Source organism: Cupriavidus sp. P-10 (genome assembly GCF_003402535.2).
Lineage (GTDB): Bacteria > Pseudomonadota > Gammaproteobacteria > Burkholderiales > Burkholderiaceae > Cupriavidus.
The window spans coordinates 26,796-49,058 of sequence record NZ_AP025171.1; the positions used below are offsets into that span (position 1 = coordinate 26,796).

A 22,263-nucleotide genomic window follows, 5' to 3' on the forward strand; every position below is an offset into this window, starting at 1 on the left:
GAGAGGATTCAGGTTGGGTCCGCGCGCCCGTCGGGCGACGCACGCTAGGCGTCGTGCACCGGGTCGACATCGCAAATCTAGATCGACGCAAACGGGGTATCCGTACGGGGCCACACATACGTCGACTTTGAAACAGCGGGGCGCCACGACTGGCCTCCGGGTGGCCTCCTACCTACCTACCGAAGCATGAAGGCGGCTACGCCCTAAGGCTACTGTCCGCGCCGTGGATGGTGGTGCTAAATACAGGTCAGGTGGCGTTGCGCCCAATCGCCAAGGGGGAGAGATGTCCTGTCGGTTTCCGGAGGCCGCCGCGCCGCAGGGCCCGGTCGTCGTGATCGTGGTGACTGCGCACGCGCCCGCAAGCTGGGAGGCATCTGTCATACAGCGCCTGCGGGATTCGGGCGCCAGCCGCATCGTCGTGCGCGCGTTGGATGCCATGCGCATGCCCGGCATGCCCGGCAAGCCCGGCGATGGCACGCATGCGCAGCAGATGGGCGGGCCGGTGACGGCGGTCGTCGACCTTACCGGCGAACTCGATCCGGGCTGGCACGGCCACGCCGTGGAGGGCGTGTGGCGCCTTTGCGACCGGCGCGGGCTCCCCCTGGGACATCCGCACCACGGCCTGGAGACGCACGCCAACGGCGCCGGCATCGTGCTGGAGCTCGTGGCCTGGAAGGACTCCGGCGTGTTCCTGGTCGACACGGCCCGTGGCTACGCCGAACCCTGCGAGACGGTTCCGCGCGAACGCCTTGCCATCATGGGCGCGTCGTTGCTCGACGGCGCGCTGCGCGAGATCCGAGCCCTGGGCAGCCTCGCAGGGCGCGCGGCGTGGCAGGGTCGCCGCGTGGACCCCACCGCATGGCAGCGCCTGATCTGGCGCACGCGTGCGCTCGCGGCGCACGCCGCGATCCAGTTCAAGGGGTTCGTGCTGGTCGAGCACTGGATGGTCGGGCTGGTCGACATGACGTTTGCCGAGGCCGTGCGCGCGCAGCGGCTGCCGGTGCGCTGGCTCGGCACCCGCATGTTTTCGCATTGCTGGGCCGATCCCTTTGGCGTGCCAGGCAGGCGGGACGAAATCTATTGCGAAGAAGTCGACCTGCGGCAGGGCCTCGGCCGCATCATCAGGCTGAAACTGGACGCGCATGACGTGCCGTCCGGCGCCGGGCAGGTCGACCTGGGGCTGCCGGGGCATCTGTCGTTTCCGTACCTGTTCCGCCACGACAGCGCGCTGTATTGCGTGGCCGAGTCATCGCAAAGCCGGCGCTGCGTGCTGAACCGCCAGGACGAGGCAGGCGGCTGGCAGCAGGTCGCCGTGCTGCTGGAAGACGTCGAGGCGGTCGACCCGACCATCTTCGAGCATGACGGCCGCTTCTGGCTGCTCTACACCGATGTCGCCATGGGGCAGTTCGACAACGTCTGCCTGTGCTATGCCGACAGCCTGCTCGGGCCATGGCAGCCGCACGCGCAGAACCCGGTCAGGTTCGACAACGGTTCGGCGCGCGCGGCCGGCTCGGTCGTGCGCGATGGCGGCCAGCTGTTGCGCGTGGCGCAGGTGTGCGAGAGCGGCTACGGGCAGGCCATCGCGGTCAACCGCATCGTGCATTGCACGCCGGAGTTCTATCGGGAAGAGACCGTGGGATGCGTCAGCCCCAAGGGCGATCGCCTCAACCCGGATGGCCTGCATACCATGTCAGACTGGGGCGACCGCGTCGTGGTCGATGGCAAGCGCTACCTGTTCCACGCAGGCTCGCTCTGGCACCGGATCGTGACCCGTGCCAGCCGTGCCTTGCGCCTGCCGGCGCCTACTCGAAGCCCATCTCGCGAAGCATCACGGCGTTGACCTTGTGCACGTCGTACTTGGTCTCGGCGATCTGGCGGGACCGTTGGCCCATGCGCACGACGCGCTCCCAGTCCTCGATCAGCTGCATCATGGCCTGCTCCAGCGCGCCGACGGACTTGACCGGGACCAGCACGCCGTTGTCGCCGTCGACCACGGTTTCGCGGCAGCCTGGGGCGTCCGTGGTGATGACCGGGCGGCCCATTGCCATCGCTTCGAGCACGGAGCGCGGCGTGCCTTCGCCGTACGAGGGCAGCACATAGACGTTGCAGCCGGCAATGGCGGGCCGGACATCCGACAGGCGCCCGAGATAGTCGACGGTGCCGTCCGCGATCCACGCGTCCAGCTCGTGCTGGGCGATGGCATCGGGACTGGCATCGATAAAGCCCGCCAGGCTGAAGCGTGCGCCGGCGCGGCGGGCCCGAACCCGCCGCGCGGCCTCGGCATATTCGCGCACGCCCTTGTCGCCAAGCAGCCGCGCGATCAGCAGGAAGCGCGGGCCGTCGTCGGGCAGGGGGGCCACCTGGAAGCTGCCGACGTCCACGCCGGAGCCATTGACGATGCACGAACGCCCGCCAGCCGGCAGGATGTCCAGCCGGCGGAACAGCGCCTCGTCGTCGGGGTTCTGGAAAAAGGTCGTATGCGCGCGGCCGAGGGCCAGCGCATAGAGCCGCTGCACCACCGCCCGCAGCCTGCTTCTGCCGCTGTCCTCGCGGAACGCGTAGCCAAGCCCGGTAATCAGCGCAAAGCGGCGCGGCACACGCGCCAGCCAGGCGGCCAGCAAGCCATAGATCACCGGCTTGATGGTGTAGCACATCACGCTGTCGGGCCGGACCCGCCGCATCAGGCGATGCAGCCCGAGCAGCGAGCGCGCATCGGCCAGCGGGTTCATGCCGGTACGTTCGAGGGCGACGTCATGCACGATCACGCCGCGCGACTCCAGCGCGGTGCGCACCGGCGCTCCCGCGGGCAGGCCCGGCGCCGCCACATGCATTTCCACGCCCTTTTCCTGCAAGGCAGCGATGAGCGGACCGCGAAAATTGAGCAGTGACTCGCCGAAGCTGGCGATCATCAGGAAGCGCATGCCGGTCTCCCGCTAAGCAATGGCCTCGCAGGCCTGGTCTTCAATGATTGGCTGCTGTGCGCGCTCGTGCGCCAGCCAGGCCTGGAACATCAGCACGCACCACAGCGGATGCTGCCAGTTGCGCCGCCCGGACAGATGCTCGGCCCAGCGGCTGCGGATCGGTTCCGGATTCAGGAAGCCCTGCTGGCGCAGGCGCCGCTCGTCGAGCAGGTCCTCGGCCCAGGGGCGCAACGGTCCGCGCAGCCATGCGTCGATCGGGATGCCGAAACCCATCTTCGGCCGCTCGATCAGCGTCCTGGGTACATAGCGGTCGAGTACCTGGCGCAGCACCCATTTGGTCGTGTAGCCGCCGGCTTCCTTGCGCACCTTGCAGGCCAGCGGCAGGCGCCAGGCGAACTCGACCACACGGTGATCCAGGAATGGTATGCGTGTCTCCAGGCTGTGCCGCATGGCCGCGCGGTCGACCTTGGTCAGGATGTCGTTGGGCAGGTAGCCCAGCATGTCCAGCGCCATCATGCGCTCCACATCGGTCAGGGCGCCGAGGGGCTGCAGGGCGCCCAGCACCGTGTCCGGCTCGGTGCCGCCGATGACAAGCGTCTCCGGGTGGTGCCAGTGGGACACCATGCCACGATACAGCTCGGCCGACGAGCGCGCGGCCATGACGCCGGCTCCCTTGTGGACCTTCTCGCCGAGATTGTTCCAGCGTGAGGCGACGGGGAGCGTGGCGGCGAGCTGGTCGATGCGCTGCGGCGAGAAGCGCGTCAGTCCCCATGCCGCGGCGGCGCGCATCGGGGAGGGGATGCGCGACAGCCGTTGCCACAGCTCGGCAGTGATCTGGTAGCGGTTGTAGCCGCCGAACAGCTCGTCGCCGGCGTCGCCGGACAGCGACACCGTGACATGGCGCCGCGCCAGCTGGCTGACCAGCAGCGTCGGGATCTGCGAGGAGTCGGCGAACGGCTCGTCGTAGCTGCCGGGCAATTCCGGGATCACCGCCATCGCATGTTCCGGCGTGACGTATAGCTCCGTGTGGCTGGTTCCGAGATGCTGCGCGACCGCCTTGGCGTACGCGGCCTCGCTGTAGTCCGAATTGTGGAAGCCGATGGAGAAGGTGCGGACCGGCTGCGACGATTGCGCCTGCATCAGCGCCACCACCGTCGACGAATCGACGCCACCTGACAGGAAGGCACCGAGCGGCACGTCTGCCATCATCTGGCGGCCCACCGCCTCGCGCAGCAGCGTCTCCAGGCTGTCCACGGCCTCCTCGGGGGTGCCGGTGAACGGATCCCGCACGCCATCAAGCGCCGCCGCGGCGCCCGACCAGTAGGGGCGCAGCACGGGCTCAGGGGCCCGCAGCGAGACCGTCAGCAGATGCGCCGGCGGCAGCTTGGCGACGTTCTGGTAGATCGAATGGCTGCCGGCCACATTGTTGTGGCGCATGAACAGGCACAGCGCGTCGCGGTTGATGCCGCCCTCGAATGCCGGATGGCGCCGCAGCGCCTTCAGTTCCGAGCCGAACAGGAAGGTACGGGCCTGGCCTGTCCCCTGCCAGCCGTAGTAGAGCGGCTTCTCGCCGAGGCGGTCGCGCGCCAGTGTCAGGGTGCCCGTCTGCCGGTCCCACAACGCGAACGCGAACATGCCCTGCGCACGCCTGACGGTGGCATCGGCGCCCCACGCGTCGATGCCGGCAAGCAGCGTTTCGGTGTCGGAGTGGCCCCGCCACCGCGGCGCGGCCCCCGTACGCTCCAGTTCGGCGCGGATATCCAGGTGGTTGTAGATCTCGCCGTTGTACGCGATCACATAGCGGCCGCTGGCTGCCGTCATCGGCTGCTGCCCGGCCGCGGAAAGATCGACGATGGCCAGGCGCCGGTGCGCCAGGCCGAACGGCTTGTCCGGATCGCACCAGGTGTCGCCGTGGTCCGGTCCGCGATGGCGGATCTGCCTGGCCATCGCGGCCAGCAGGGCCGCCCGGTCGGCCAGGGGAGTGGGTAAGCCGCCGAGAAATCCTGCGAGTCCGCACATTGTCGTATTCCGGTTGTGCTCAGGCCTTCAGTGCCTGCTGCATCTGCACGTACCAACGCATCGCTTCGGCCAGCCCGTCGCGGATGCGGTGCGTGGGCTCGTATCCCAGCAGGCTCTGCGCCTTGCTGATGTCGGCCTGGCTGTGGCGCACGTCGCCCGCCCGGAAGCCGCGATAGACCGGCTCGGTACTGGCGGCAACGCCATAGGGCAGCAGCCCGTCGCGCAGCAGCTCGAACAGCGTAGTGAGCGTGGTGCGATCGCCGACCGCGACGTTGTAGACCTGGCTGGCCGCCTCGCGGTGTTCGCTGGTTGCGGCCAAAAGGTTGACCTGCACGGCGTTCGCGACGTAGCAGAAGTCGCGGCTGGTCTCGCCGTCACCGTTGATGCAGACGGCCTCGCGCCGCAGCAGGGCCGCAATCCACTTCGGAATCACGGCCGCGTAGGCACCGTTCGGATCCTGGCGCGGGCCGAACACGTTGAAATAGCGCAGGCCGACGGCATGCACGCCGTAGCAGCGGTGGAAGACGTCGGCATACAGCTCGTTGGCGTACTTGGTGACCGCGTAGGGGCTCAACGGCTTGCCGATCAGGTCTTCCACCTTGGGCAGGCCCGGATGGTCGCCGTAGGTGCTGCTGCTGGCCGCGTAGACGAAGGTCTTGACCTGCGCGTCGCGGGCGGCGACCAGCATGTTCAGGAAGCCGGTGATATTCACGCTGTGGGTCGAGACCGGATCCTCCAGGCTGCGGGGCACGGAGCCGAGCGCCGCCTGGTGCAGCACGAAATCCACGGGATGCAGGCCGGCGGGCGTGCCCGCGCGCGCCGGCGCACTGAACAGCATGGCGTTGCGGCAGTGGTCGGGGTTGCGGATGTCGCCCTCGATGAACTGGAAATTGGCCCACTGCCTGGGCGGCACCAGCGACTCGACCTCGCACAGGTTGCGGCGGTGCCCGGTGGAAAAATTGTCCAGGCCGACCACGCGCTGGTCAAGCCGCAACAGGGCTTCCAGCAGGTTGCTGCCGATGAATCCGGCGACGCCGGTAATGAGCCACGTGCGCGGCGTGGCGGCCAGGCGGGCCTTGAGGTGCGCGTAGGCGGTCTCGTGCATGTTCTGTGCTTCCATGGCGCGGGTTCCGGTGGGCTTGCGTGCGTGACTAGAGGCGTCCGTCGACCTCGCTGCGCGGCAGGATGCCCTTCACGTCGAACAGCACCGCGTGCTCCTTGCCGAAGGACTTGATCGCCCGCACGCCCATGGTGACGAACTGGTGGTGCGCGACGGCCAGCACGATGGCATCGTAGTGGTCGTGCCGCGGGGGGTGGCGCAGGCATGCCAGCCCGTACTCTGCCTCGGCGTCCTCGACATTGATCCAGGGGTCGTAGATGTCGATCTCGGCGTTGTAGCCGCGCAGCGTCGTCACGATGTCCACGGCCTTGGTGTTGCGCACGTCCGGGCAGTTTTCCTTGAACGTCAGGCCGAGCACCAGCACGCGGCTGCCGAGCACCGGAATGCCCCGGCGCAGCATCAGCTTCACCACCTCGTCGGCGACATGGATCGCCATGCGGTCGTTGATGCGCCGGCCGGCAAGGATGACCTGCGGGTGGTAGCCGACCTCCTGCGCCTTGTGCGTGAGATAGTAGGGGTCGACGCCGATGCAGTGCCCGCCGACCAGGCCCGGGCGGAACGGCAGGAAGTTCCACTTGGTGCCGGCGGCCTTGAGCACTTCGAGCGTGTCGATATCCAGCTTGTGGAACAGCAGGCTGAGTTCGTTCATCAGTGCGATGTTCACGTCGCGCTGGGTGTTCTCGATGACTTTCGCGGCTTCCGCCACGCGGATGCTGCTGGCCCGGTGCGTGCCGGCCACGATGATCTTCCGGTAGAGCGCGTCGATGGCTTCGCTGACCTCGGGCGTGCTGCCGCTGGTGACCTTGCGGATATCCGGCAAGCGGTGCTCCTTGTCGCCGGGGTTGATGCGCTCCGGGCTGTAGCCGCAGAAGAAGTCTTCATTGAATTTCAGGCCGCTGTGCCGCTCCAGCACCGGCACGCAGATTTCTTCGGTAGCGCCCGGATACACGGTCGATTCGTAGATCACCACGGCGCCCGCCGCCATCGCCTTGCCCACGGTCTCGCTCGCCAGGATCAGCGGTGTCAGGTCGGGGCGCTTGGCCCGGTCCACTGGCGTGGGCACGGTCACGATAAAGACCTGGCAATCCTTCAGTGCGTCGGGATCGCTGCTGTAGCGCAGGTGTCGTGCGCCGCGCAGTTCGTCCGCACTGACCTCCAGCGTGGCGTCATGGCCGGAGCTCAGCTCTTCGATGCGCGCGGTATTGATATCGAAGCCCACGACTGGCTGCTGCTTGCCGAACTCCACCGCGAGCGGCAGGCCGACATAGCCCAGCCCAATGATGGCGACTTGTGCGTGACTGAAGTCCATGACAGTGATCTTCCGTGTTTTACGAGCCTGTCGGAGGGGCATGGAAAGCCAGGCTCGTGAAAATTATCATGCGCAGGAAGCACGCCGTGCGCGGGGGTTCGTGTCTTGGCGTACACAATCCCGCACCCGCGCGGCGGTCGCAGCCCGCGTCATGCCACGCCGATTTCCTTCGTGCCTGTTTCCCCCGAGATGCGGGACAGCAGCTGTTCCCAGCGCATGGCGATCTCGCCCGGCGCGAACTTGTGTACGTTCCGGCGGCCGGCATCGGCCAGCCGAGCGGCAAGCTCGGGACTGGCGATCACCGCCGCGATCTCGCGCGCCAGCGCGGCGGGATCGTCGACCGGGCTGAGCCGGGCGTTTTCGCCGTGGGTGAGCAGCGCCCTGACGCCGGTCTCGCAGTTGGTGGCGACGATCGGCAGGCCGTACGCCATCGCCTCCACCAGCACCAGCGAGAAGCCTTCATACCGGGAGCTGAGGCACAACATGGCAGCGTCGCGGTACACCGATTCGATATCGCTGCGCGCCGGTTCGAGGCGCACGCATTCCCGCAGGCCGAGCCGGTCGCGCAGCTGGGTCAGCGAGGCCAGCAGTTCGCCGCTGCCCACGATTCGCAACGTCCAGTCGGGAAAGGCCGTGGCGATGGGCACCCATGCCTGCAGCAGCACGTCGAAGCCCTTGACGTCGGTCAGGCGCCCCACGGCGATGGCAGTGCGCGACGTGCGTGCGGCCGGCTGGGCGGGAAGGGGAATCGGCAGCGAGTTGGGGATGACCTCGACGTTGCTGCAGCGCAGGCTGCGTACCCATTTCTCGCGGTCCAGTTCGGTCAGCACCACGATCCGCCGGCAAGTGCGTGCGCTCAGGCGGCGCGCAAGGCGGCGCAACGGCAGCCCCAGGTCCTGGTCGAGATTGCAGTGCTCCCAGGCAATGCGGCGTACGCCAAGTCCCAGGCATGCCGGCAGTGTGAACAGGGTCAGCAGCGGGTCGACTTCCACCAGCAAGGTAATCCCATGCTGCCTGACATAGCGGCGAATGCCGGCTACGGTGTGCAGGAAGTGGGTGCGGAAGGAGGGACATTCGTCGAACAGCGCCTCATGCCGGACCGCGGGGTCGAGCGGGAAGCAACTGCGGGGATCGCTCAGGCTGAGGATGTGGATACGGTGCCCGCGCCGGGCCAGCTCGTTCGCCACCGTGGCCGTCATGCGCTCGGCGCCGCCGAATACGTTCAGCGTTCCGGTCAGGAAGCAGATCGCCGGCCCTTGCGTCGCGCCGGCCTGCGGCTGCCGGCCGGCCTTAGCGGTAGTGCGCGGCGGCATCGGGGGCCTCCATTTGTGCCGGCGCGCTGGCGCGTGCATACCTGCCGTACAGGCGCAGCCAATCGCGCGCGATGAGCTCGATATTGAACTTGGTCGCGATGTGCTTGTGCCGTGCCGCCTCGTCGGCAATATCTCCCCGGCCTTGCGAGACGGCGTCGCGCATGGCTCGTGCCAGCGCCGGCGTGTCTCCACGGGGAACCAGCGTGCCGATACCGCGGACCATGGCGGGAACACCCGAGGCATCCGTGGCGACCACCGGGCAGCCGCTCGCCAGCGCCTCTCCCACCACCAGCGGCATGCCTTCGATCAGGGAGGACAGCACGAACAGGTCTGCCGCATTCAGCAGTGCTGGCACGTCCATCCGCTTGCCAAGGAGGATCACGCGTCCGGTCAGCCCGTGCTGCTCGATGCGCTGCGTCAGTGCATCGCGCTGCGGCCCTTCGCCGGCGATCATCAGGACGGTGCGGTCTCCGAGGGATGCCTGCGCGAAGGCATCGATCAGGGCGGTCTGCGCCTTGTCCGGTACCAGCCGGCCCACGTTGAGGATGAGCCGGTCGTCCGGGCGCAGCCCGAGCTCGGCACGGGTGGCGGCGCGCAGCCCGGCGCTGGGCCGGTAGCGGGTCGTATCAAAGCCGTTGGGCACGTAGATGATGCGCGACGCGGGGGCCGCGCGCACGTCGATCATGCGCTGCCGGCCCTCTTCGCTGACCTGGGTGGTGAGATCGGCGCAGCGGTCGGTGAGTCGATACGCCAGCATGCGCAACGTCCCGCCCTCGAAGTAGTTGTGTGCCGTGCAGATCGTTGCCGGGACCGTGCACACGCGCGTCAGCAAGCGTGCCATCAGGTTGGCATGAACCAGATGGGAATGGACGACGTCGGGGCGCCAGCGCAGCACGAACCGACGGATCTGCATTAGCGTGGACAGCAACGCCGCTGGCGTCTTGCGCATGTTCAGCATCAGGATTTCGATGCCTTCCGGGAGGGTCAGCTCGCAGCCCGGCATCAGGCTAACCACAGAGACAGCGTGTCCCAGCGAGCGGTATTGCGTCGCGAGCGCGGCCACTTGCTGCTCAGCGCCGCCCAGCTGCATGCAGGTAATCAGCAGCATGATTCGCATCGGTATGGCGGCGCTTCCGTTTTGACTCTGGTCCATCAGGACTCCGGCGGGAGGGTTTGTGCAGTTCCGGTTACGCTACCGCACCCGCACCGCAGCATCCGTTCGGCGTCGAACGCAAGGCTCGCCCGGCGCTGCGCAGGCCCGCGGAACCTGCCGGATCACGGTCCGTGCGCAGTGGCAGCGGGGACGCCAGGTGGAATGCCGCGCCGGTGCGGCTGCAGTCCGCATACAGTCGCAGCCAGGTGCGGGCGACGGCCTCGATGCTGAAGGCGGAATCGATGTGCCGATGCCGCGCCGCTTCGTCCGCGGCCGCACCGCGTCCTCGCGCGAGCGCGTCACCCATGGCTCGCGCCAGTGCCGGCGGATCGCCGCGCGGCACGACGGTGCCAACGCCGTCCACCATCGGCGTCACGCCGGAGGCGTCCGTGGCCACGACCGGGCAGCCGCACGCCAGTGCTTCGCCCACCACCAGCGGCATCCCTTCGACCTGTGACGACAGCACGAACAGGTCCGCTGCGTTCAACAGCGACGGCACGTCCTGCCGCCTGCCCAGCAGGCGCACCCGACCGTCCAGACCATGTCCGGCAATGCACTGCGCCAGCGTGTCGCGCAGCGGGCCGTCGCCGGCGATCATCAGCACCGTGCCGGGCGCCGGGGACAGTTGCGCAAAGGCATCGATCAGGTCCGTCTGCGCCTTTTCCCAGACGAGCCGTCCCACGTTGAGGATGAGCCGATCGTCGCCATGCAGCCCGAGCGCGGCCCGCGCGACGGAACGGGTTTGCATATCCGGGCGGTAGATAGCCGTGTCGATGCCGTTGGGGACGACGATGATCCGTTGCTCGGGCGCCGCGCGGGACTCGATCATGATCTGGCGGCCCTCGGCGCTGACGTGGGTGCTGAGATCGCTCCATCGATCGGTAAGGCGGTAGGCCAGCATGCGCAGCGCGCCGCCCTGGAACACGCTGTGCGCGGTGCAGATCGTGGCCGGGACCGGGCACACGCGCGTCAGCATGCGGGCGAACAGGTTGGCGTGGATCATGTGGGCGTGGACGACATCCGGGCGCCATTGCAGCACGAAGCGGCGCACCCGCATGAGCGCGGCCAGCAATGTCTGCGGCGTCTTGCGCATCGACAGCATCACGGTTTCGACGCCATCGGGCAGCGTTACCTCGTTGCCTGGCAACAGGCTGACCACCGATACCCGGTGACCCAGCGCCACGTACTCGCGCGCGAGCGCCGCCACTTGCTGCTCCGCGCCGCCAAGCTGCAGGCAGGTGACGAGCAGCATGATCCGCATCGATCCGCTGTGCTCCCCGTGTTGACGCTGCTCCATTGTGCCTCCCGCGGCATGATCTGGCGCACGCACCCTATCGCACCGCAGTGCCCGCATCTGTTCGCTGCCGAACCCACGCAGACGACCGTCGGAAGATTGTGGTGCAAGCCACGTTCCGACGGCCCTGGGCGCTTCACAGGGACGGACGAATCCGATTAGATATCTCCCGATACAGTTCAGAAGTGGGAAAGGATCATGAAGCGTGTTCTTGATGTCGTGCTCGCGTCTGTGGCGCTGCTGGTGCTGGCGCTTCCTCTTCTGGTCGTGATGGGCCTGGTGCGCTTCAAGCTTGGCAGTCCGGTCTTCTTTCGGCAGACGCGGGCCGGCCTCGATGGCAAGCCCTTTGAAGTCATCAAGTTCCGCACCATGACGGACGAGCGCGGCGCGGATGGCGAGCTGCTGCCTGACGCCGAACGCATCACGCCCTTCGGCTGGGTGATCCGGCGCACCAGCATCGACGAGCTCCCCGAGCTCTGGTGCGTGCTGAAGGGAGAGATGAGCCTGGTCGGGCCGCGCCCGCTGCCTACGTTCTACCTGCCGCTTTATTCCGCGGAGCAGGCGCGGCGGCTGGCCGTCAAGCCGGGCATCACGGGTTGGGCCCAGGTCAACGGGCGCAATTCACTGAGTTGGGAGGAGAAATTCCGGCTGGACGTCTGGTACGTCGATCACCAGTCGACCTGGCTGGATCTCAGAATCCTGTGGCGCACGATCGGCACGGTGCTTGCCAAGGAGGACATCAGCGCTGAAGGCGAAGTCTCGGCGACCCGCTTCTGCGGGAGCGAGAAGACGCCATAGGCACCGTGCCCCGCAACGCAAACCTTGGAAATCGGCGATGCTCAATTCCGGATTCTCACCCTGGCCGAGCTTCAGCCAGGAGGAAGCGCAGGCAGTGCAGCGCGTGCTGCTCTCGAACCGTGTCAACTACTGGACCGGCACCGAGTGCCGCGACTTCGAATCGGAGTTCGCGGCCTGGTGTGGCGCCGCGCACGCCATCACGCTGGCAAACGGCACGCTGGCGCTCGATGTGGCGCTGCGCGCGCTGGATATCGGGCCGGGCGACGAGGTGGTTGTGGCGCCCCGTACCTTCCTGGCCAGCGCATCCTGCGTGGTCAACGCGGGGGCGACGCCTGTGTTTGCGGACGTCGATGCCGACAGCGGCAACCTCAGCGCCCGAACCATCGCCGCCGTGCTGACGCCGCGCACGCGCGCCGTCATCTGCGTGCACCTGGCGGGCTTGCCATGCGACATGGACCCCATCATGGCGCTGGCACGCGAGCACGGGTTCAAGGTGATCGAAGATTGCGCGCAGGCGCACGGGGCCGCCTACAAGGGACGCATGGTTGGCACCATCGGCGATGTCGGCGCCTGGTCCTTCTGCCAGGACAAGATCATGACCACCGGGGGCGAGGGAGGCATGGTCACCACCAACGATCCCGCGCTGTGGTCGCGCATGTGGTCGTACAAGGATCACGGCAAGAGCTGGGAGGCCATGTATGACCGGGCGCATCCGCCGGGCTACCGCTGGGTGCACGACTCTTTCGGCACGAACTGGCGCATGACCGAGATGCAGGCCGCGATCGGCCGCATCCAGCTGCGGCGCATGGCGGACTGGCACGCCCGGCGTACCGCCAACGCGATGGCACTGGCAGACGCGCTTGGCGCATGCAACGGCCTGTACGTGCCGTTGCCGCCTGCTGGCGTGGAGCATGCCTGGTACAAGTTCCATGCGTTCGTGCAGCCGCAACGCCTCGCCGAAGGCTGGAGCCGCGACAGCATCATGGCTGCCATCAACGCGGCGGGGGTGCCTTGCTATACGGGCGGCTGTGCCGAGGTCTACCTGGAAAAGGCGTTTGACGGAACCGGATGGCGTCCGGCCGCACGCTTGCCGGTGGCGCGGGCGCTGGGCGAAACCAGCCTGATGTTCCTAGTGCATCCCACGCTGACGCAAGAGGAAGTGCACAAGACCGGGCAGGTGGTGCGCAGCGTGATGGAGCAGGCGACGCGCGCGGCAGCTTGATGACGAATTTCCTGTGGAACCATTACCTCTATTTTGGCGAGAGCCGTCTGGCACTGCCGCTGGCGGTCTGGATCGCGGTTTGCCTGGCGGTGGCAGGCCAGGGCGCGCGCGCGTTGCGCTGGTCGGTATCGTTCGGCATCGGTGCCGCGCTGGTGATGGCGGCCAAGTCCGCGTTCAGCTACTCGGGCTGGTCGCTCCCGTCGATCGGCGTCTACAGCGTCAGCGGGCATGCGTTGCTGACAGCCGCGGTGTATCCCGTGCTGCTGATGTTGCTGGGCTCCGTGCTGGGCAGGTACACGGCCTGGCTCGGGCTGGCGACGGGAGTGGGGCTGGCGCTGTTCATGCCGGTGGTGCTGGTGACGGATTTCCACCATACGGTGGGCGAGTCGCTGATCGGGCTGTGTGTCGGCCTCTTGGTTGCCGGCCTGACGCTGTGGCGCTGGCAGCCGGTGCGGTGGCACCACGCCGGCGCGACCGTGGCCATGCTGTTGCCATTGGCGCTGCTGATCGATCCGCGCGACGCCGTTGAAGACATGCAGGACGCGCTGCACAGCCGCGCCATGACGTGGAGCGGCGCTGATGGCGAATACTGGCGCAGCATCGACCCCGATCCCGCCACGGGGCGGCGGGTCGTCTCCGTCGGGTTTTTCAAGGCGGGAGGCGCGTAAGGCCGGCCGTGCCATGGGCGTCGGCCCTCCCGGTACCGGCCGCGACAGGCTGATGCCGATGCCCCTCAGGCCGGAATTCTCATTGAGCACGCGGGATAACCCATGAAACCTGCCTCGGAATTCGGCTCATTCTTTCACCTCGATCCTGCGGCCCCGCTGGGCGGGGTGCCGTGGCTGCGCCCGGGCGACCTGCTGACCGGCACCGGGCGCGATGCGCTGCGCGCGATCGTGGCGCAGGGACGCTCGCGCGGCTGGCGGCGGCTCTACGCGCCGAGCTACTACTGTCATGCGGTACTGGACGACGTTGCCGGCGACATCGACGTCCGCATGTATCCGCACGCGCCGTTCGGCGACCCCATGATGCTCTGGCTGGCGTCGGACGAGGCTGCGATCGTTCCCGAATACTTCGGCCTGCGGGCGGGCGTTGAAGTGCAGGGCGGCAGCGTCCTGCTCGACCGCTCGCACGATCTGCTTGCCGACTGGTCGTATGCGCGTGCGCCGGACTATGTGTTCGCGTCGCTGCGCAAGACCTTGCCCGTGCCCGACGGGGGGCTGGTGCGGCCGCCGGCCGGGCAGCCGTTCACGCACGTGCTTGCGCCTGCTTCCGGGCACGTGCGCGCCGCCGCCAGCATGGCCGCCGCCATGTCGATGAAGGCCGCTTACCTGGCAGGCGCTCAGGCCGCCAAGGCAACCTTCCTGGCACTTGCGGGCGAAGCGGAATCCACCCTGCGCACCGATGCCGAAATCTCCGGGCCCTCGGCGCTCACGCACGCGCTGGCGCCGGCGCTTGATCTGGGCCGGATGCGGCAGCGGCGGCGCGATAACCTGGCGCTGCTGGGTGCCTGCATGGCCGGCCTGCCCGCCGGCCTGCAATGGCAGGAAACGCCGGCGTACGGCATCCTGCTGTGCGCCGACGCGCCACAGCGCGATCGCATCCGGCAACGGCTGATCGCGAAGGATGTCTACCCGGCGGTCCTGTGGCCCATGACCTGGCCCGGCGCCACCGAGGACAACCGCCGGCTGTCCGAACGCATCCTGGTGGTGCATGCGGACCATCGCTACGGCCCGCGCGACATTGAGCGCCTGGGCGAAATCATCCTGCACATTGCCGCCAATCCCGATACTTCCGACGAGGATCGATGATGATGAACACGAATCTGCTGGAGACTTCCAGCGCCGAATGGCTCGCGGTGCTCCAGCGTTGCCGGCATGACAGCCACCACATGCCGGGCTGGCTGCGCGCGTCGCAGCATGAAGGCGGCGGCAAGCCGTTTGCCGTCCACGTCACGGACGGCAGCCACGAGCTGTTCCTGCCGCTGCTGAACCGGGACATCAACGGCAAGGACTGGGATGCAAGCTCGCCCTACGGGTTTGCCGGCCCGCTGGTCAGCGACGACGCCCCGGCCTCGTTCGCTGACGAGGCCTTGGCGGCGGCCATGGAGGTGCTGCGCGGGCAGGGGTGTGTCTCGTGCTTTATCCGGTTGAATCCGATCGTCAATGCGCAATGGAGCAGTTCCATCGGAACGCTGATCGAGCATGGCCAGACGATCTCGATCGACCTGTCCAAGAGCGAGGCCGAGCACTGGCGGGACACCTCGCACGGGCACAGGCTGGAGATTTCCAAGGCAATGCGGGCTGGGGTCACGGTGCGCCTGGACGAGACGCTGGAAACGCTGCCGCATTTCATCCGTCTCTACAACGCGTCGATGGACAGGCTGCGCGCGTCCGACTACTACTTCTTCGACGACGCCTACCACTACAGCCTGGCCCAGGAACTCGGTGACCGGCTGCGGCTGTTCGTGGCAGAGGAGGAGGGCGTCATCATCGGCGGCGCGACGGTCATGGTGTCCGGCGACGGCGGCATCCTGCAAGGCCACCTGATGGGCATCGACGCGCGATACCGGCACCGGCAGCCCAGCAAGATCATGCTGCACGCCATCCGGCAGTGGGGACGGGAGCAGGGGCACCGGTACTACCACCTCGGCGGCGGCCTGGGCGGATCGGCGGAGGATTCGCTGTTCCGCTTCAAGCGCGGGTTCTCGCCGGACACCCATGTATTCTGCACGCAGCGCGTGGTGGTGGATCCTGACCGGTACCAGGCACTGTGCGGCGATACGCCCTCGGTGCTGGAGGACCTGAGCGGGTTTTTCCCGGCTTATCGTAAGGCAGATAAGGCAGACAATGCAGATAAGGCAGATAAGGCAGAGAGGGCCGGTTAGCGCTCCGGCATAAGCAGCGAAGGCCGCCCGTTGAGGCGGCCTTCTTTTTATGCGCGCGCCAGGGAGGGTTGCCCCCTGGCCGTGAGCGGATCAGAGCAGCTTGCCCGAGCCCAGCAACCCAGCCGGTTCGACTTCGCTGCCGGCTTCGGGCTGGCTGCCCGCCTGGAACGCGACCCGGCGCAGCGCGACCGGCAGCGGCCCGAGCTGCCGCGGTGCCCTGGCTTCTTCCTGCACATCGTGGCTGCCGTGGCTGCCGTGACTGCTGTCTGCCGGCACGGTCCGCTCCGGCTTGCGCGAAGACTCGCCGAGCGAGGAGTATGGTGCATATTCCGGCACGATCGACTGCACCGCCGTCTGTATGCTGACCTCGTCGCGGGAGTCGCAGGCCGCGTAGAGCCTGGCCAGCTTTTCCCGTAGTTCCGTCTCCTCCAGGCGCGGCTCCTCCGAGCACATGATGCGTTCGTGCTCGCTCGGCGTGACTTGCCCGCCGATCAGCAGCTCTTCGTAAAGCTTTTCTCCGGGGCGCAGGCCGACGAACGCGATCTCGATGTCCCCGTTCGGGTTCTTGCTGGTGCGTTCCACCAGCCCCGCCATCTCGATCATCGTCCTGGCCAGGTCCACGATGCGCACCGGCTGCCCCATGTCCAGCACAAACACCTCGCCGCCGCGCGCCATGGCGCCGGCCTGGATCACCAGTTGCGAGGCCTCGGGGATCAGCATGAAGAAGCGGATGACATCCGGGTGGGTGATCGTGATCGGCCCGCCCGCTTCGATCTGGCTGCGGAACAGCGGAACCACCGAGCCGGAAGACCCGAGCACATTGCCGAAGCGGACCATCGCATAGACCGTGCGGGTACCGGGCCGGGCCGCGGCGGCCTGGAAGATCAGCTCCGCGATGCGCTTGCTCGCGCCCATCACATTGGTAGGCCGGACGGCCTTGTCGGTCGAGACCAGGACGCAGGTCTGCACGCCGAAGCGATCGGCCATGTTGGCGATGGTGAGCGAGCCCAGCACGTTGTTGCGAATGCCTTCGGGCATGTTGTCCTCGACCAGCGGAACGTGCTTGTACGCCGCGGCGTGGTAGATCGTGTCGACCTGCTGGCCCTGCATTGCCGCGGCCACCGCATTGGCGTCGCACACCGAGCCGATGCGCGCCATCAGCTGCACCCCGGGGAAGGTGCGGCGCAGGTCCTGCTCGATCATGTACAGCGCCCACTCGGAATGGTCGAGCAGAATGATCTTGCGTGGCTGCTGCGAAGCGACCTGGCGGCACAGCTCACTGCCGATGGAACCACCTGCGCCAGTCACCATGACAACCTTGCCGTGCGTGCACTTGGCGAACAGCGCCTCGCGCGGCGGCACGGGAGGCCGGCCGAGCAGGTCCTCCAGCTTGACTTCGCGGATCGACTGCATGGTGATCTTGCGGTCTACCAGTTCCAGCAGCGTGGGCAGGGTGCGCACGCTCACGCCACACCGGTGCAGCTTGTCCAGGATCCGCTTGCGCTGCTCCGGCGACAGCGATGGCACCGCCAGCACGACTTCGTCGACGCCCAGCCGCTGCAACTCTGCCTTCAGGCGCGAGGTATGGAACACCGGCAAATCGGCGAACGTGTGGTTGCCGAGCGAGCGATCGTCATCGAAGAAGCAGACGGCCTCGTGGTCGACGCTGGCGCGCATGGCGCTGGCGAGCTGGAAGCCGGCCTCGCCGGCACCGTAGATGGCGACATGCCGCGTCGGATGGCCGCGGGAGGTGCGCCACAGCTGGGTTCGCCGTACCAGGGCGCGGATCAGGAAACGCGAGATCACCACGTAGGCGAAGGCAATGAACCAGTAGATCAGCAGGCCTGCGCGCGGCAGGCGGCTATCGTTGATCAGGAACGATACGGCGTAGGTCAGCCCGACCAGGGCCGCCATGCTGATGCCGGCCGCCCATAGCACCTTCAGGTCGATATACCGCAGCACGGTCCGGTAGAGTCCGCTGAAGGCCAGCACCGGGATCGTCAGCACCGCGATGAACAGCGGCGGCAGCATCCCGTACTGCAGGATCAGTCCGCCGTCGCCGGCACGCAGCAGCAGCGCCAGCGTGAAGCACAGCGGCAACGCGAGCAGGTCGACCGTCATCATCACGACGATCTTCTGCCGGCGCGTCAGGGACACGGGACTTGGCAAGCGCATGCCGGTCATGGGCGCACCTCCTGCCACGTCAGTCGGGCCATGCCGTCCGGCATCGCCTCCAACATCGTCATTGCTGTCCGCACGCCCTGGGACCGGCAGGGGGCGGGTACCGCTCTAAGCATCCATATCGGTGTGTTCATGGCACGGCTCTTCTTGTTCCCGTTCAGGGCGAACGCCACCCGCCGGTACGTTGCGTGCCGGCTACTGGCGGCGCTTCACGCGGCACGACGTGCCGGTGTGAATCGCTTTACTGAAAGCTATCGTGTCTGCACGGGGTGGCGCAATTAGGCTACGTGCGCTGCCGAACGCGGATACGGCGGGTGGGGCGAAGGGCGGGGCGCGCGGCGCGTGTGCGCAGAAACGGGTACGCATGCCGGCCCGGGGGAGAGGACATCGCGGGGCCGCAAGGCGGCGTTGCAGGCCCTGCCAGGCGGGAGAACGGGCACCGCCGAGGCATCGACGGACGATACGCAGGCGCTTGTTTGTGGCCCGCAGAAATGGGTACGCCCGGGTCATGGCCCGGGCTTGCATGTCGCTCAGTCGCGCGGCAGCGGGGTGCCCAGCCCCGCGGTGCCGGCACGCTCGCCCAGTTCGGTGCGCGGCCCGCGCAGCAACTGCCACAGGCAGCCCGCGGTGGCGTAGAAATCGCCGGCGCCGCGCGCGCCTGCGGTGCGCAGGTCGCGGCCCAGCGCGTGCGGCAGCGCCAGCAGCAGGAACAGGGCCGCCTTCACCGGGCGCCGGTGGCCGCGCCGGTAGCGCTGGCAGGCCACATACAGGCGCGCGGCTTCGCAGGCGGGGCCGGCGCGCTCTGCGCGCGCCGCGGGGCGTGTGGCAGGCAGGCGCTGGTTGACCGCGCTTGTGACCAGCTCGATGCGGTAGCCCAGCTCCTGGACCGCACGGCCGGTCAGCTCGAACTCGTCATAGCCGCCGGCAAGCTGCTCATCGAAGTGCACGTGCTCGAACAGCTCGCGCGGGAACACCGCGCTGTGCAGCAGCACCGAGCTCAGGCGTTCGCCGCGCCGGTAGTCCTGCGTGGGGTCGCCAAGGAACGCCGGCTTGCGCGGGCGTCCCGGCTGGCCCTGGCACACCTCGGTGCCGGTCAGGATCAGCGGCGTTGCGCAGCCGGCCGTGGCACGGCGGATATGGTCGTCGGCAATGCACTCGGTCATCTGCTGCAGGAAGGTCGGGCCCAGCAGGGTCCAGTCGTCCAGGAACAACACGTGCGAGCCGGTGGCCGCGCGCAAGGAGCGGTTCCGGTTGGCAGCCCCGGAGCGGCGCGGGCCTTCCAGGTAAGTGATGTCCGGATAGTCGCGGCGCATCATCTCGCGCGTGGCGTAGCCGCTGCTGTCGTCGGTGACGATCAGCTGGTGCGGCGGCATGGTGGATTCGGCGACCGACTGCAGCGCGCGCTGTAGTCCCTCGGGATGGTCGCACGTAAGGATGCACACCGAAAAGGTGGGCAGGAAAGTGCTTGCCGGCATGGTTGACCCCTCCGATGTTCGGCGTGAGGCTGGCACGCGCGCCGGCGCCGTCTGGCGCGGGCACGGCGCGGTGCCAGTGAAGCTGCTACAGCGTCTGGCTGGTGCTGCGGAACGGGGCTTCTGCGTGCGGCGAACCCACCACCGAGCGGCTGCTGTCGCGCGTGAACGGTTCGTCGCCGCTGACCCACTCCAGCGTCGCGCCGCGCTGCAGGGCGGCGTAGACCGCTTCGCCCTTGTTGCGCACCTTGAGCCGCTGGTACAGCGTGCAGGCGTGGCTCTTCACCGTCGCCACCGAGATGTTCAGCATGCGGCTGACCGTCTTGATCGGGTAGCCGCGTGCCAGCAGCACCAGCACTTCGTACTGGCGCGGCGTGATCTTGAGCATTTCGGCTTCGCCGTAGCTCGGCTCTTCCTCGGCCATCGGCACTGCGCTGGGGGCAGCTGGCGCGGCCAATGGCTGGCCCGGCCTCAGGTCGGTCAGGTCGCGCACCGCCACGGCAGCGCGCGGCATGCTGCGCGGCGCACTGGCGCAGGAGGCGAGCGAGAGCGAATCGGTGGGCAGGCTCGCCGGCAAGGGCAGCGGCGCTGCCGAGGCGAGCGACTGCACCGCCGGCATGGCTGAACGCGAGGCAGAAGGCGTGGCTCCGGTCTCGGCCGAGAACAGCAGGCCTTGCACTCCCGATATGGCCAGGCGGATGGCCGCCTCGATTACCGCCAGCGAGGCAGTTTTCGGCAGGCAGCCGCACACCCCGCGGGCACTTTCCGGATTGGGCACGTGCAAGGGCAACACGTCGGCCAGGATCAGCACACGCTGCGGCTGCAGCAAGGTCTGGGCCTGTTCGAGTTGTGCCCAGCCCGGACCGGGTTCGGCGGGCATGCCGAACACGAGCAGGTCTGCATGGTGGTGCCGGCTATCGAGCCTGGCGATGTCCGCGGGCGCAATGGCTGCCACCTGGGCGGATTCCTGGATGTTCTCGAGCATCTGCAACAGCCCGAGCCGGAGCAGCGGATGCTCCTCGATCAGCAACGCGTTCATTGACTTCACTCCCCGTTACTCGGGAGCGGACTGCGGGACGCTTTGCGTATGGAGGACAGTGCAGGACGGCAGCCACCATTAGTGTCTGACCGTGTGTATGACCCCCATGCTTCCATGCCCCGGCAGTCCCGTTCTTCTGGATGGAACTTGTCGATGGCTGGATGGTTGACCCGAACCCGAACCCGAAAGATTCTCGCTCCTAAATCGGCTTAAATTCATCTTATGGGCTGGTTGAGTGGATTGCAAGCGAGCTGAATTGGGACGAGACAGGGTGGGAATGACAGGCCCGTCATAATCCTTTAAGAATTCACCCGAATGCGCCATACCAGGTTCCGCAAACGCCGCCCTGGCAGCGGGTTTCGGCAGTTTCACCGATGTGACACTTGTTTTTAAAATGGTTGCAGCACTGAAACAGATCGCATTATTCGAAGCCCTCATGAGAGGGTTTGGTAACCCTATAGTGGGGTGTACGGAATATATGGTGCATGCAGGTGACGCAATTATGAAACGGCAGCTTGATACGATGTTTCGTAATATATCTGCGCGATAAATGACCCGCTCGGGCGCATGGCCTAGTGCTTCTGGATGAGGGGGTGCTACACCCTCGGAATGAGACCTGGAACGGCTCGTGCACCGGCCTGCACCGGGCTTGCCACCAACTGCGTCCGACAGGGTGGCAAGCCGGTACCGGGACCCTGGTCCGTCAGCGGGTTCGTCAGCGGGTCCAGTAGCCGGGGCGCATCACCCAGCCCTGCGGTCCGCGCACCCAGCGGTCGGGCACGAAACGGTGACCCGGGCGCTGCGCCTGCCAGTAGCCGGGGCGCCAGTCGTAGCGGCCGCGCGCGCCGGCCCAGTGGCCGGGCACCCAGACCTGGCCGCGGCGTGCGGCGGGATGCGGCTCATAGCGCGGCGGCGGCGGCGGATGGCCATAGCCGCGGGCCTCGGCGGTGGGATGGGCTTCGGCGGGGGCGATGAGGCCGAAGGCGCCGCCCGTGGCGAGGACGGCTGCGGCAAGCATGAGCTGGCGTTTCATGGGAAGGCTCCTTGTGGGCGGTCGTTAAGGCAGACAGTCGATCAGTCAATCGGTTTGTGGATCAATCCGTGGATCAATACCGGTCGTAGTGATGGTGGTAGCGGGGCGGCGGTCCGCCGCGCGGCGGCACGACGATGCAGGCGGAAAGCAGTGCGGCCGTGGTGGACAGCAGCACGACCAGGGAGAGGGCGCGTTTCATTTCTTGGGCTCCTGCGGGATCGCGTTGGACACGGCTTCAATGTAGCGACCGGCCCCCTCGCTGCGTGCTTGCACTTGTAAGGCTGTCTCACATGGCGCTGAATCGCGCGAGATCGGGCGCGCGGTGCCTGGCGATGCCTGCGGAGCCTTGCGCGGCAAGGCTCGCGGGGCGCGGGAGCGGCACTGCCGAAGGGTGCGGCAAGCGCACGGATGGCGTAATGTGACGTTACATCGGAAATAGATCTTGCAAGCAAACGGGAGCCCGCTGGCGGCGCCAGGGTAGCGGCGTGATGGTGGCGGGCGC

At 67.6% G+C, this 22,263-nt stretch carries 18 protein-coding genes; 6 read left to right on the forward strand and 12 right to left on the reverse strand.

What is annotated here, in order from left to right:
- The first annotated feature begins 283 nt into the window (after positions 1-283).
- Positions 284-1,840 (forward strand): glucosamine inositolphosphorylceramide transferase family protein, encoded by a 1,557-nt coding sequence (locus CTP10_RS17285; RefSeq protein ID WP_233528104.1) that lies wholly within the window; start codon positions 284-286, stop codon positions 1,838-1,840.
- Here the strand turns inward: CTP10_RS17285 and CTP10_RS17290 are convergent.
- The 7 genes from CTP10_RS17290 to CTP10_RS17320 form a co-directional block, all read right to left on the reverse strand.
- Positions 1,803-2,921: a glycosyltransferase family 4 protein gene (locus tag CTP10_RS17290; protein ID WP_116319226.1), complete on the reverse strand. Its 1,119-nt coding sequence runs from the start codon at positions 2,919-2,921 to the stop codon at positions 1,803-1,805. The two genes, CTP10_RS17285 and CTP10_RS17290, sit on opposite strands and share 38 nt — an antisense overlap.
- 12 nt (positions 2,922-2,933) lie before the next feature.
- Positions 2,934-4,940 (reverse strand): asparagine synthase (glutamine-hydrolyzing), encoded by a 2,007-nt coding sequence (asnB, locus tag CTP10_RS17295; protein ID WP_116319228.1) that lies wholly within the window; start codon positions 4,938-4,940, stop codon positions 2,934-2,936.
- 19 nt (positions 4,941-4,959) lie between these two features.
- The gene (locus CTP10_RS17300) at positions 4,960-6,045 is read right to left on the reverse strand and encodes an NAD-dependent epimerase/dehydratase family protein (protein WP_116319344.1); all 1,086 of its coding nucleotides are present in this window, start codon (positions 6,043-6,045) and stop codon (positions 4,960-4,962) included.
- 46 nt (positions 6,046-6,091) lie between these two features.
- Positions 6,092-7,369, reverse strand: coding sequence for a Vi polysaccharide biosynthesis UDP-N-acetylglucosamine C-6 dehydrogenase TviB (tviB, locus tag CTP10_RS17305; RefSeq protein WP_116319230.1), 1,278 nt, complete (start codon positions 7,367-7,369; stop codon positions 6,092-6,094).
- Between the two features lie 149 nt (positions 7,370-7,518).
- Positions 7,519-8,682 carry a glycosyltransferase family 4 protein gene (locus CTP10_RS17310; RefSeq protein ID WP_116319232.1) on the reverse strand — a complete coding sequence of 388 codons (1,164 nt, stop codon included), beginning with the start codon at positions 8,680-8,682 and terminating at the stop codon, positions 7,519-7,521.
- Positions 8,660-9,835, reverse strand: a complete 1,176-nt coding sequence (locus CTP10_RS17315) for a glycosyltransferase (protein ID WP_233528105.1) — start codon at positions 9,833-9,835, stop codon at positions 8,660-8,662. Before CTP10_RS17315 ends, CTP10_RS17310 begins: the two co-directional genes overlap by 23 nt.
- 34 nt (positions 9,836-9,869) lie before the next feature.
- Positions 9,870-11,132: a glycosyltransferase gene (locus CTP10_RS17320; protein WP_233528106.1), complete on the reverse strand. Its 1,263-nt coding sequence runs from the start codon at positions 11,130-11,132 to the stop codon at positions 9,870-9,872.
- A gap of 195 nt (positions 11,133-11,327) precedes the next feature.
- Between CTP10_RS17320 and CTP10_RS17325 the strand changes: the two genes are divergently transcribed.
- From CTP10_RS17325 to CTP10_RS17345, 5 genes are all read left to right on the forward strand, one after another.
- On the forward strand, positions 11,328-11,927 hold the full coding sequence (locus CTP10_RS17325) for a sugar transferase (RefSeq protein WP_116319238.1): 600 nt from the start codon (positions 11,328-11,330) through the stop codon (positions 11,925-11,927).
- Positions 11,928-11,964: 37 nt separating this feature from the next.
- A complete protein-coding gene (locus CTP10_RS17330) occupies positions 11,965-13,149 on the forward strand; it encodes a DegT/DnrJ/EryC1/StrS family aminotransferase (RefSeq protein WP_116319240.1) in 1,185 nt (394 codons plus the stop codon).
- On the forward strand, positions 13,149-13,817 hold the full coding sequence (locus CTP10_RS17335; protein ID WP_233528107.1) for a phosphatase: 669 nt from the start codon (positions 13,149-13,151) through the stop codon (positions 13,815-13,817). The genes CTP10_RS17330 and CTP10_RS17335 overlap by 1 nt, the downstream gene beginning before the upstream one ends.
- 102 nt (positions 13,818-13,919) lie before the next feature.
- A complete protein-coding gene (locus CTP10_RS17340; protein WP_116319241.1) occupies positions 13,920-14,960 on the forward strand; it encodes a hypothetical protein in 1,041 nt (346 codons plus the stop codon).
- Entirely contained in the window at positions 14,957-16,036 is a 1,080-nt protein-coding gene (locus CTP10_RS17345) for a GNAT family N-acetyltransferase (protein ID WP_271815862.1), read from the forward strand. The genes CTP10_RS17340 and CTP10_RS17345 overlap by 4 nt, the downstream gene beginning before the upstream one ends.
- A 90-nt stretch (positions 16,037-16,126) precedes the next feature.
- On the opposite strand, the gene CTP10_RS17350 is transcribed toward CTP10_RS17345, so the two are convergent.
- From CTP10_RS17350 to CTP10_RS17370, 5 genes are all read right to left on the reverse strand, one after another.
- The gene (locus CTP10_RS17350; protein ID WP_376790656.1) at positions 16,127-18,220 is read right to left on the reverse strand and encodes a polysaccharide biosynthesis protein; all 2,094 of its coding nucleotides are present in this window, start codon (positions 18,218-18,220) and stop codon (positions 16,127-16,129) included.
- Between the two features lie 527 nt (positions 18,221-18,747).
- Positions 18,748-19,692, reverse strand: a complete 945-nt coding sequence (locus CTP10_RS17355; RefSeq protein ID WP_116319244.1) for a glycosyltransferase family 2 protein — start codon at positions 19,690-19,692, stop codon at positions 18,748-18,750.
- An 85-nt stretch (positions 19,693-19,777) separates the two neighbouring features.
- Positions 19,778-20,728 (reverse strand): helix-turn-helix transcriptional regulator, encoded by a 951-nt coding sequence (locus tag CTP10_RS17360; RefSeq protein WP_116319246.1) that lies wholly within the window; start codon positions 20,726-20,728, stop codon positions 19,778-19,780.
- 715 nt (positions 20,729-21,443) lie between these two features.
- Positions 21,444-21,761 (reverse strand): YXWGXW repeat-containing protein, encoded by a 318-nt coding sequence (locus CTP10_RS17365; RefSeq protein WP_116319248.1) that lies wholly within the window; start codon positions 21,759-21,761, stop codon positions 21,444-21,446.
- 73 nt (positions 21,762-21,834) lie between these two features.
- On the reverse strand, positions 21,835-21,960 hold the full coding sequence (locus CTP10_RS17370; protein ID WP_255519748.1) for a hypothetical protein: 126 nt from the start codon (positions 21,958-21,960) through the stop codon (positions 21,835-21,837).
- Positions 21,961-22,263: the final 303 nt, after the last annotated feature.

Excerpts from the sequence above, each read along its gene's own strand:
- asnB (WP_116319228.1), bottom strand. The coding sequence starts at position 4,940 with ATGTGCGGACTCGCAGGATTTCTCGGCGGCTTACCCACTCCCCTGGCC.
- CTP10_RS17300 (WP_116319344.1), bottom strand. The coding sequence starts at position 6,045 with ATGCACGAGACCGCCTACGCGCACCTCAAGGCCCGCCTGGCCGCCACG.
- CTP10_RS17315 (WP_233528105.1), bottom strand. The coding sequence starts at position 9,835 with ATGGACCAGAGTCAAAACGGAAGCGCCGCCATACCGATGCGAATCATG.
- CTP10_RS17355 (WP_116319244.1), bottom strand. The coding sequence starts at position 19,692 with ATGCCGGCAAGCACTTTCCTGCCCACCTTTTCGGTGTGCATCCTTACG.
- CTP10_RS17370 (WP_255519748.1), bottom strand. The coding sequence starts at position 21,960 with ATGAAACGCGCCCTCTCCCTGGTCGTGCTGCTGTCCACCACGGCCGCA.
- CTP10_RS17285 (WP_233528104.1), top strand. The coding sequence starts at position 284 with ATGTCCTGTCGGTTTCCGGAGGCCGCCGCGCCGCAGGGCCCGGTCGTC.
- CTP10_RS17350 (WP_376790656.1), bottom strand. The coding sequence starts at position 18,220 with ATGACCGGCATGCGCTTGCCAAGTCCCGTGTCCCTGACGCGCCGGCAG.
- CTP10_RS17340 (WP_116319241.1), top strand. The coding sequence starts at position 13,920 with ATGAAACCTGCCTCGGAATTCGGCTCATTCTTTCACCTCGATCCTGCG.
- CTP10_RS17310 (WP_116319232.1), bottom strand. The coding sequence starts at position 8,682 with ATGCCGCCGCGCACTACCGCTAAGGCCGGCCGGCAGCCGCAGGCCGGC.
- CTP10_RS17290 (WP_116319226.1), bottom strand. The coding sequence starts at position 2,921 with ATGCGCTTCCTGATGATCGCCAGCTTCGGCGAGTCACTGCTCAATTTT.
- CTP10_RS17365 (WP_116319248.1), bottom strand. The coding sequence starts at position 21,761 with ATGAAACGCCAGCTCATGCTTGCCGCAGCCGTCCTCGCCACGGGCGGC.
- CTP10_RS17325 (WP_116319238.1), top strand. The coding sequence starts at position 11,328 with ATGAAGCGTGTTCTTGATGTCGTGCTCGCGTCTGTGGCGCTGCTGGTG.
- CTP10_RS17360 (WP_116319246.1), bottom strand. The coding sequence starts at position 20,728 with ATGAACGCGTTGCTGATCGAGGAGCATCCGCTGCTCCGGCTCGGGCTG.
- tviB (WP_116319230.1), bottom strand. The coding sequence starts at position 7,369 with ATGGACTTCAGTCACGCACAAGTCGCCATCATTGGGCTGGGCTATGTC.
- CTP10_RS17345 (WP_271815862.1), top strand. The coding sequence starts at position 14,957 with ATGATGATGAACACGAATCTGCTGGAGACTTCCAGCGCCGAATGGCTC.
- CTP10_RS17330 (WP_116319240.1), top strand. The coding sequence starts at position 11,965 with ATGCTCAATTCCGGATTCTCACCCTGGCCGAGCTTCAGCCAGGAGGAA.
- CTP10_RS17320 (WP_233528106.1), bottom strand. The coding sequence starts at position 11,132 with ATGGAGCAGCGTCAACACGGGGAGCACAGCGGATCGATGCGGATCATG.
- CTP10_RS17335 (WP_233528107.1), top strand. The coding sequence starts at position 13,149 with ATGACGAATTTCCTGTGGAACCATTACCTCTATTTTGGCGAGAGCCGT.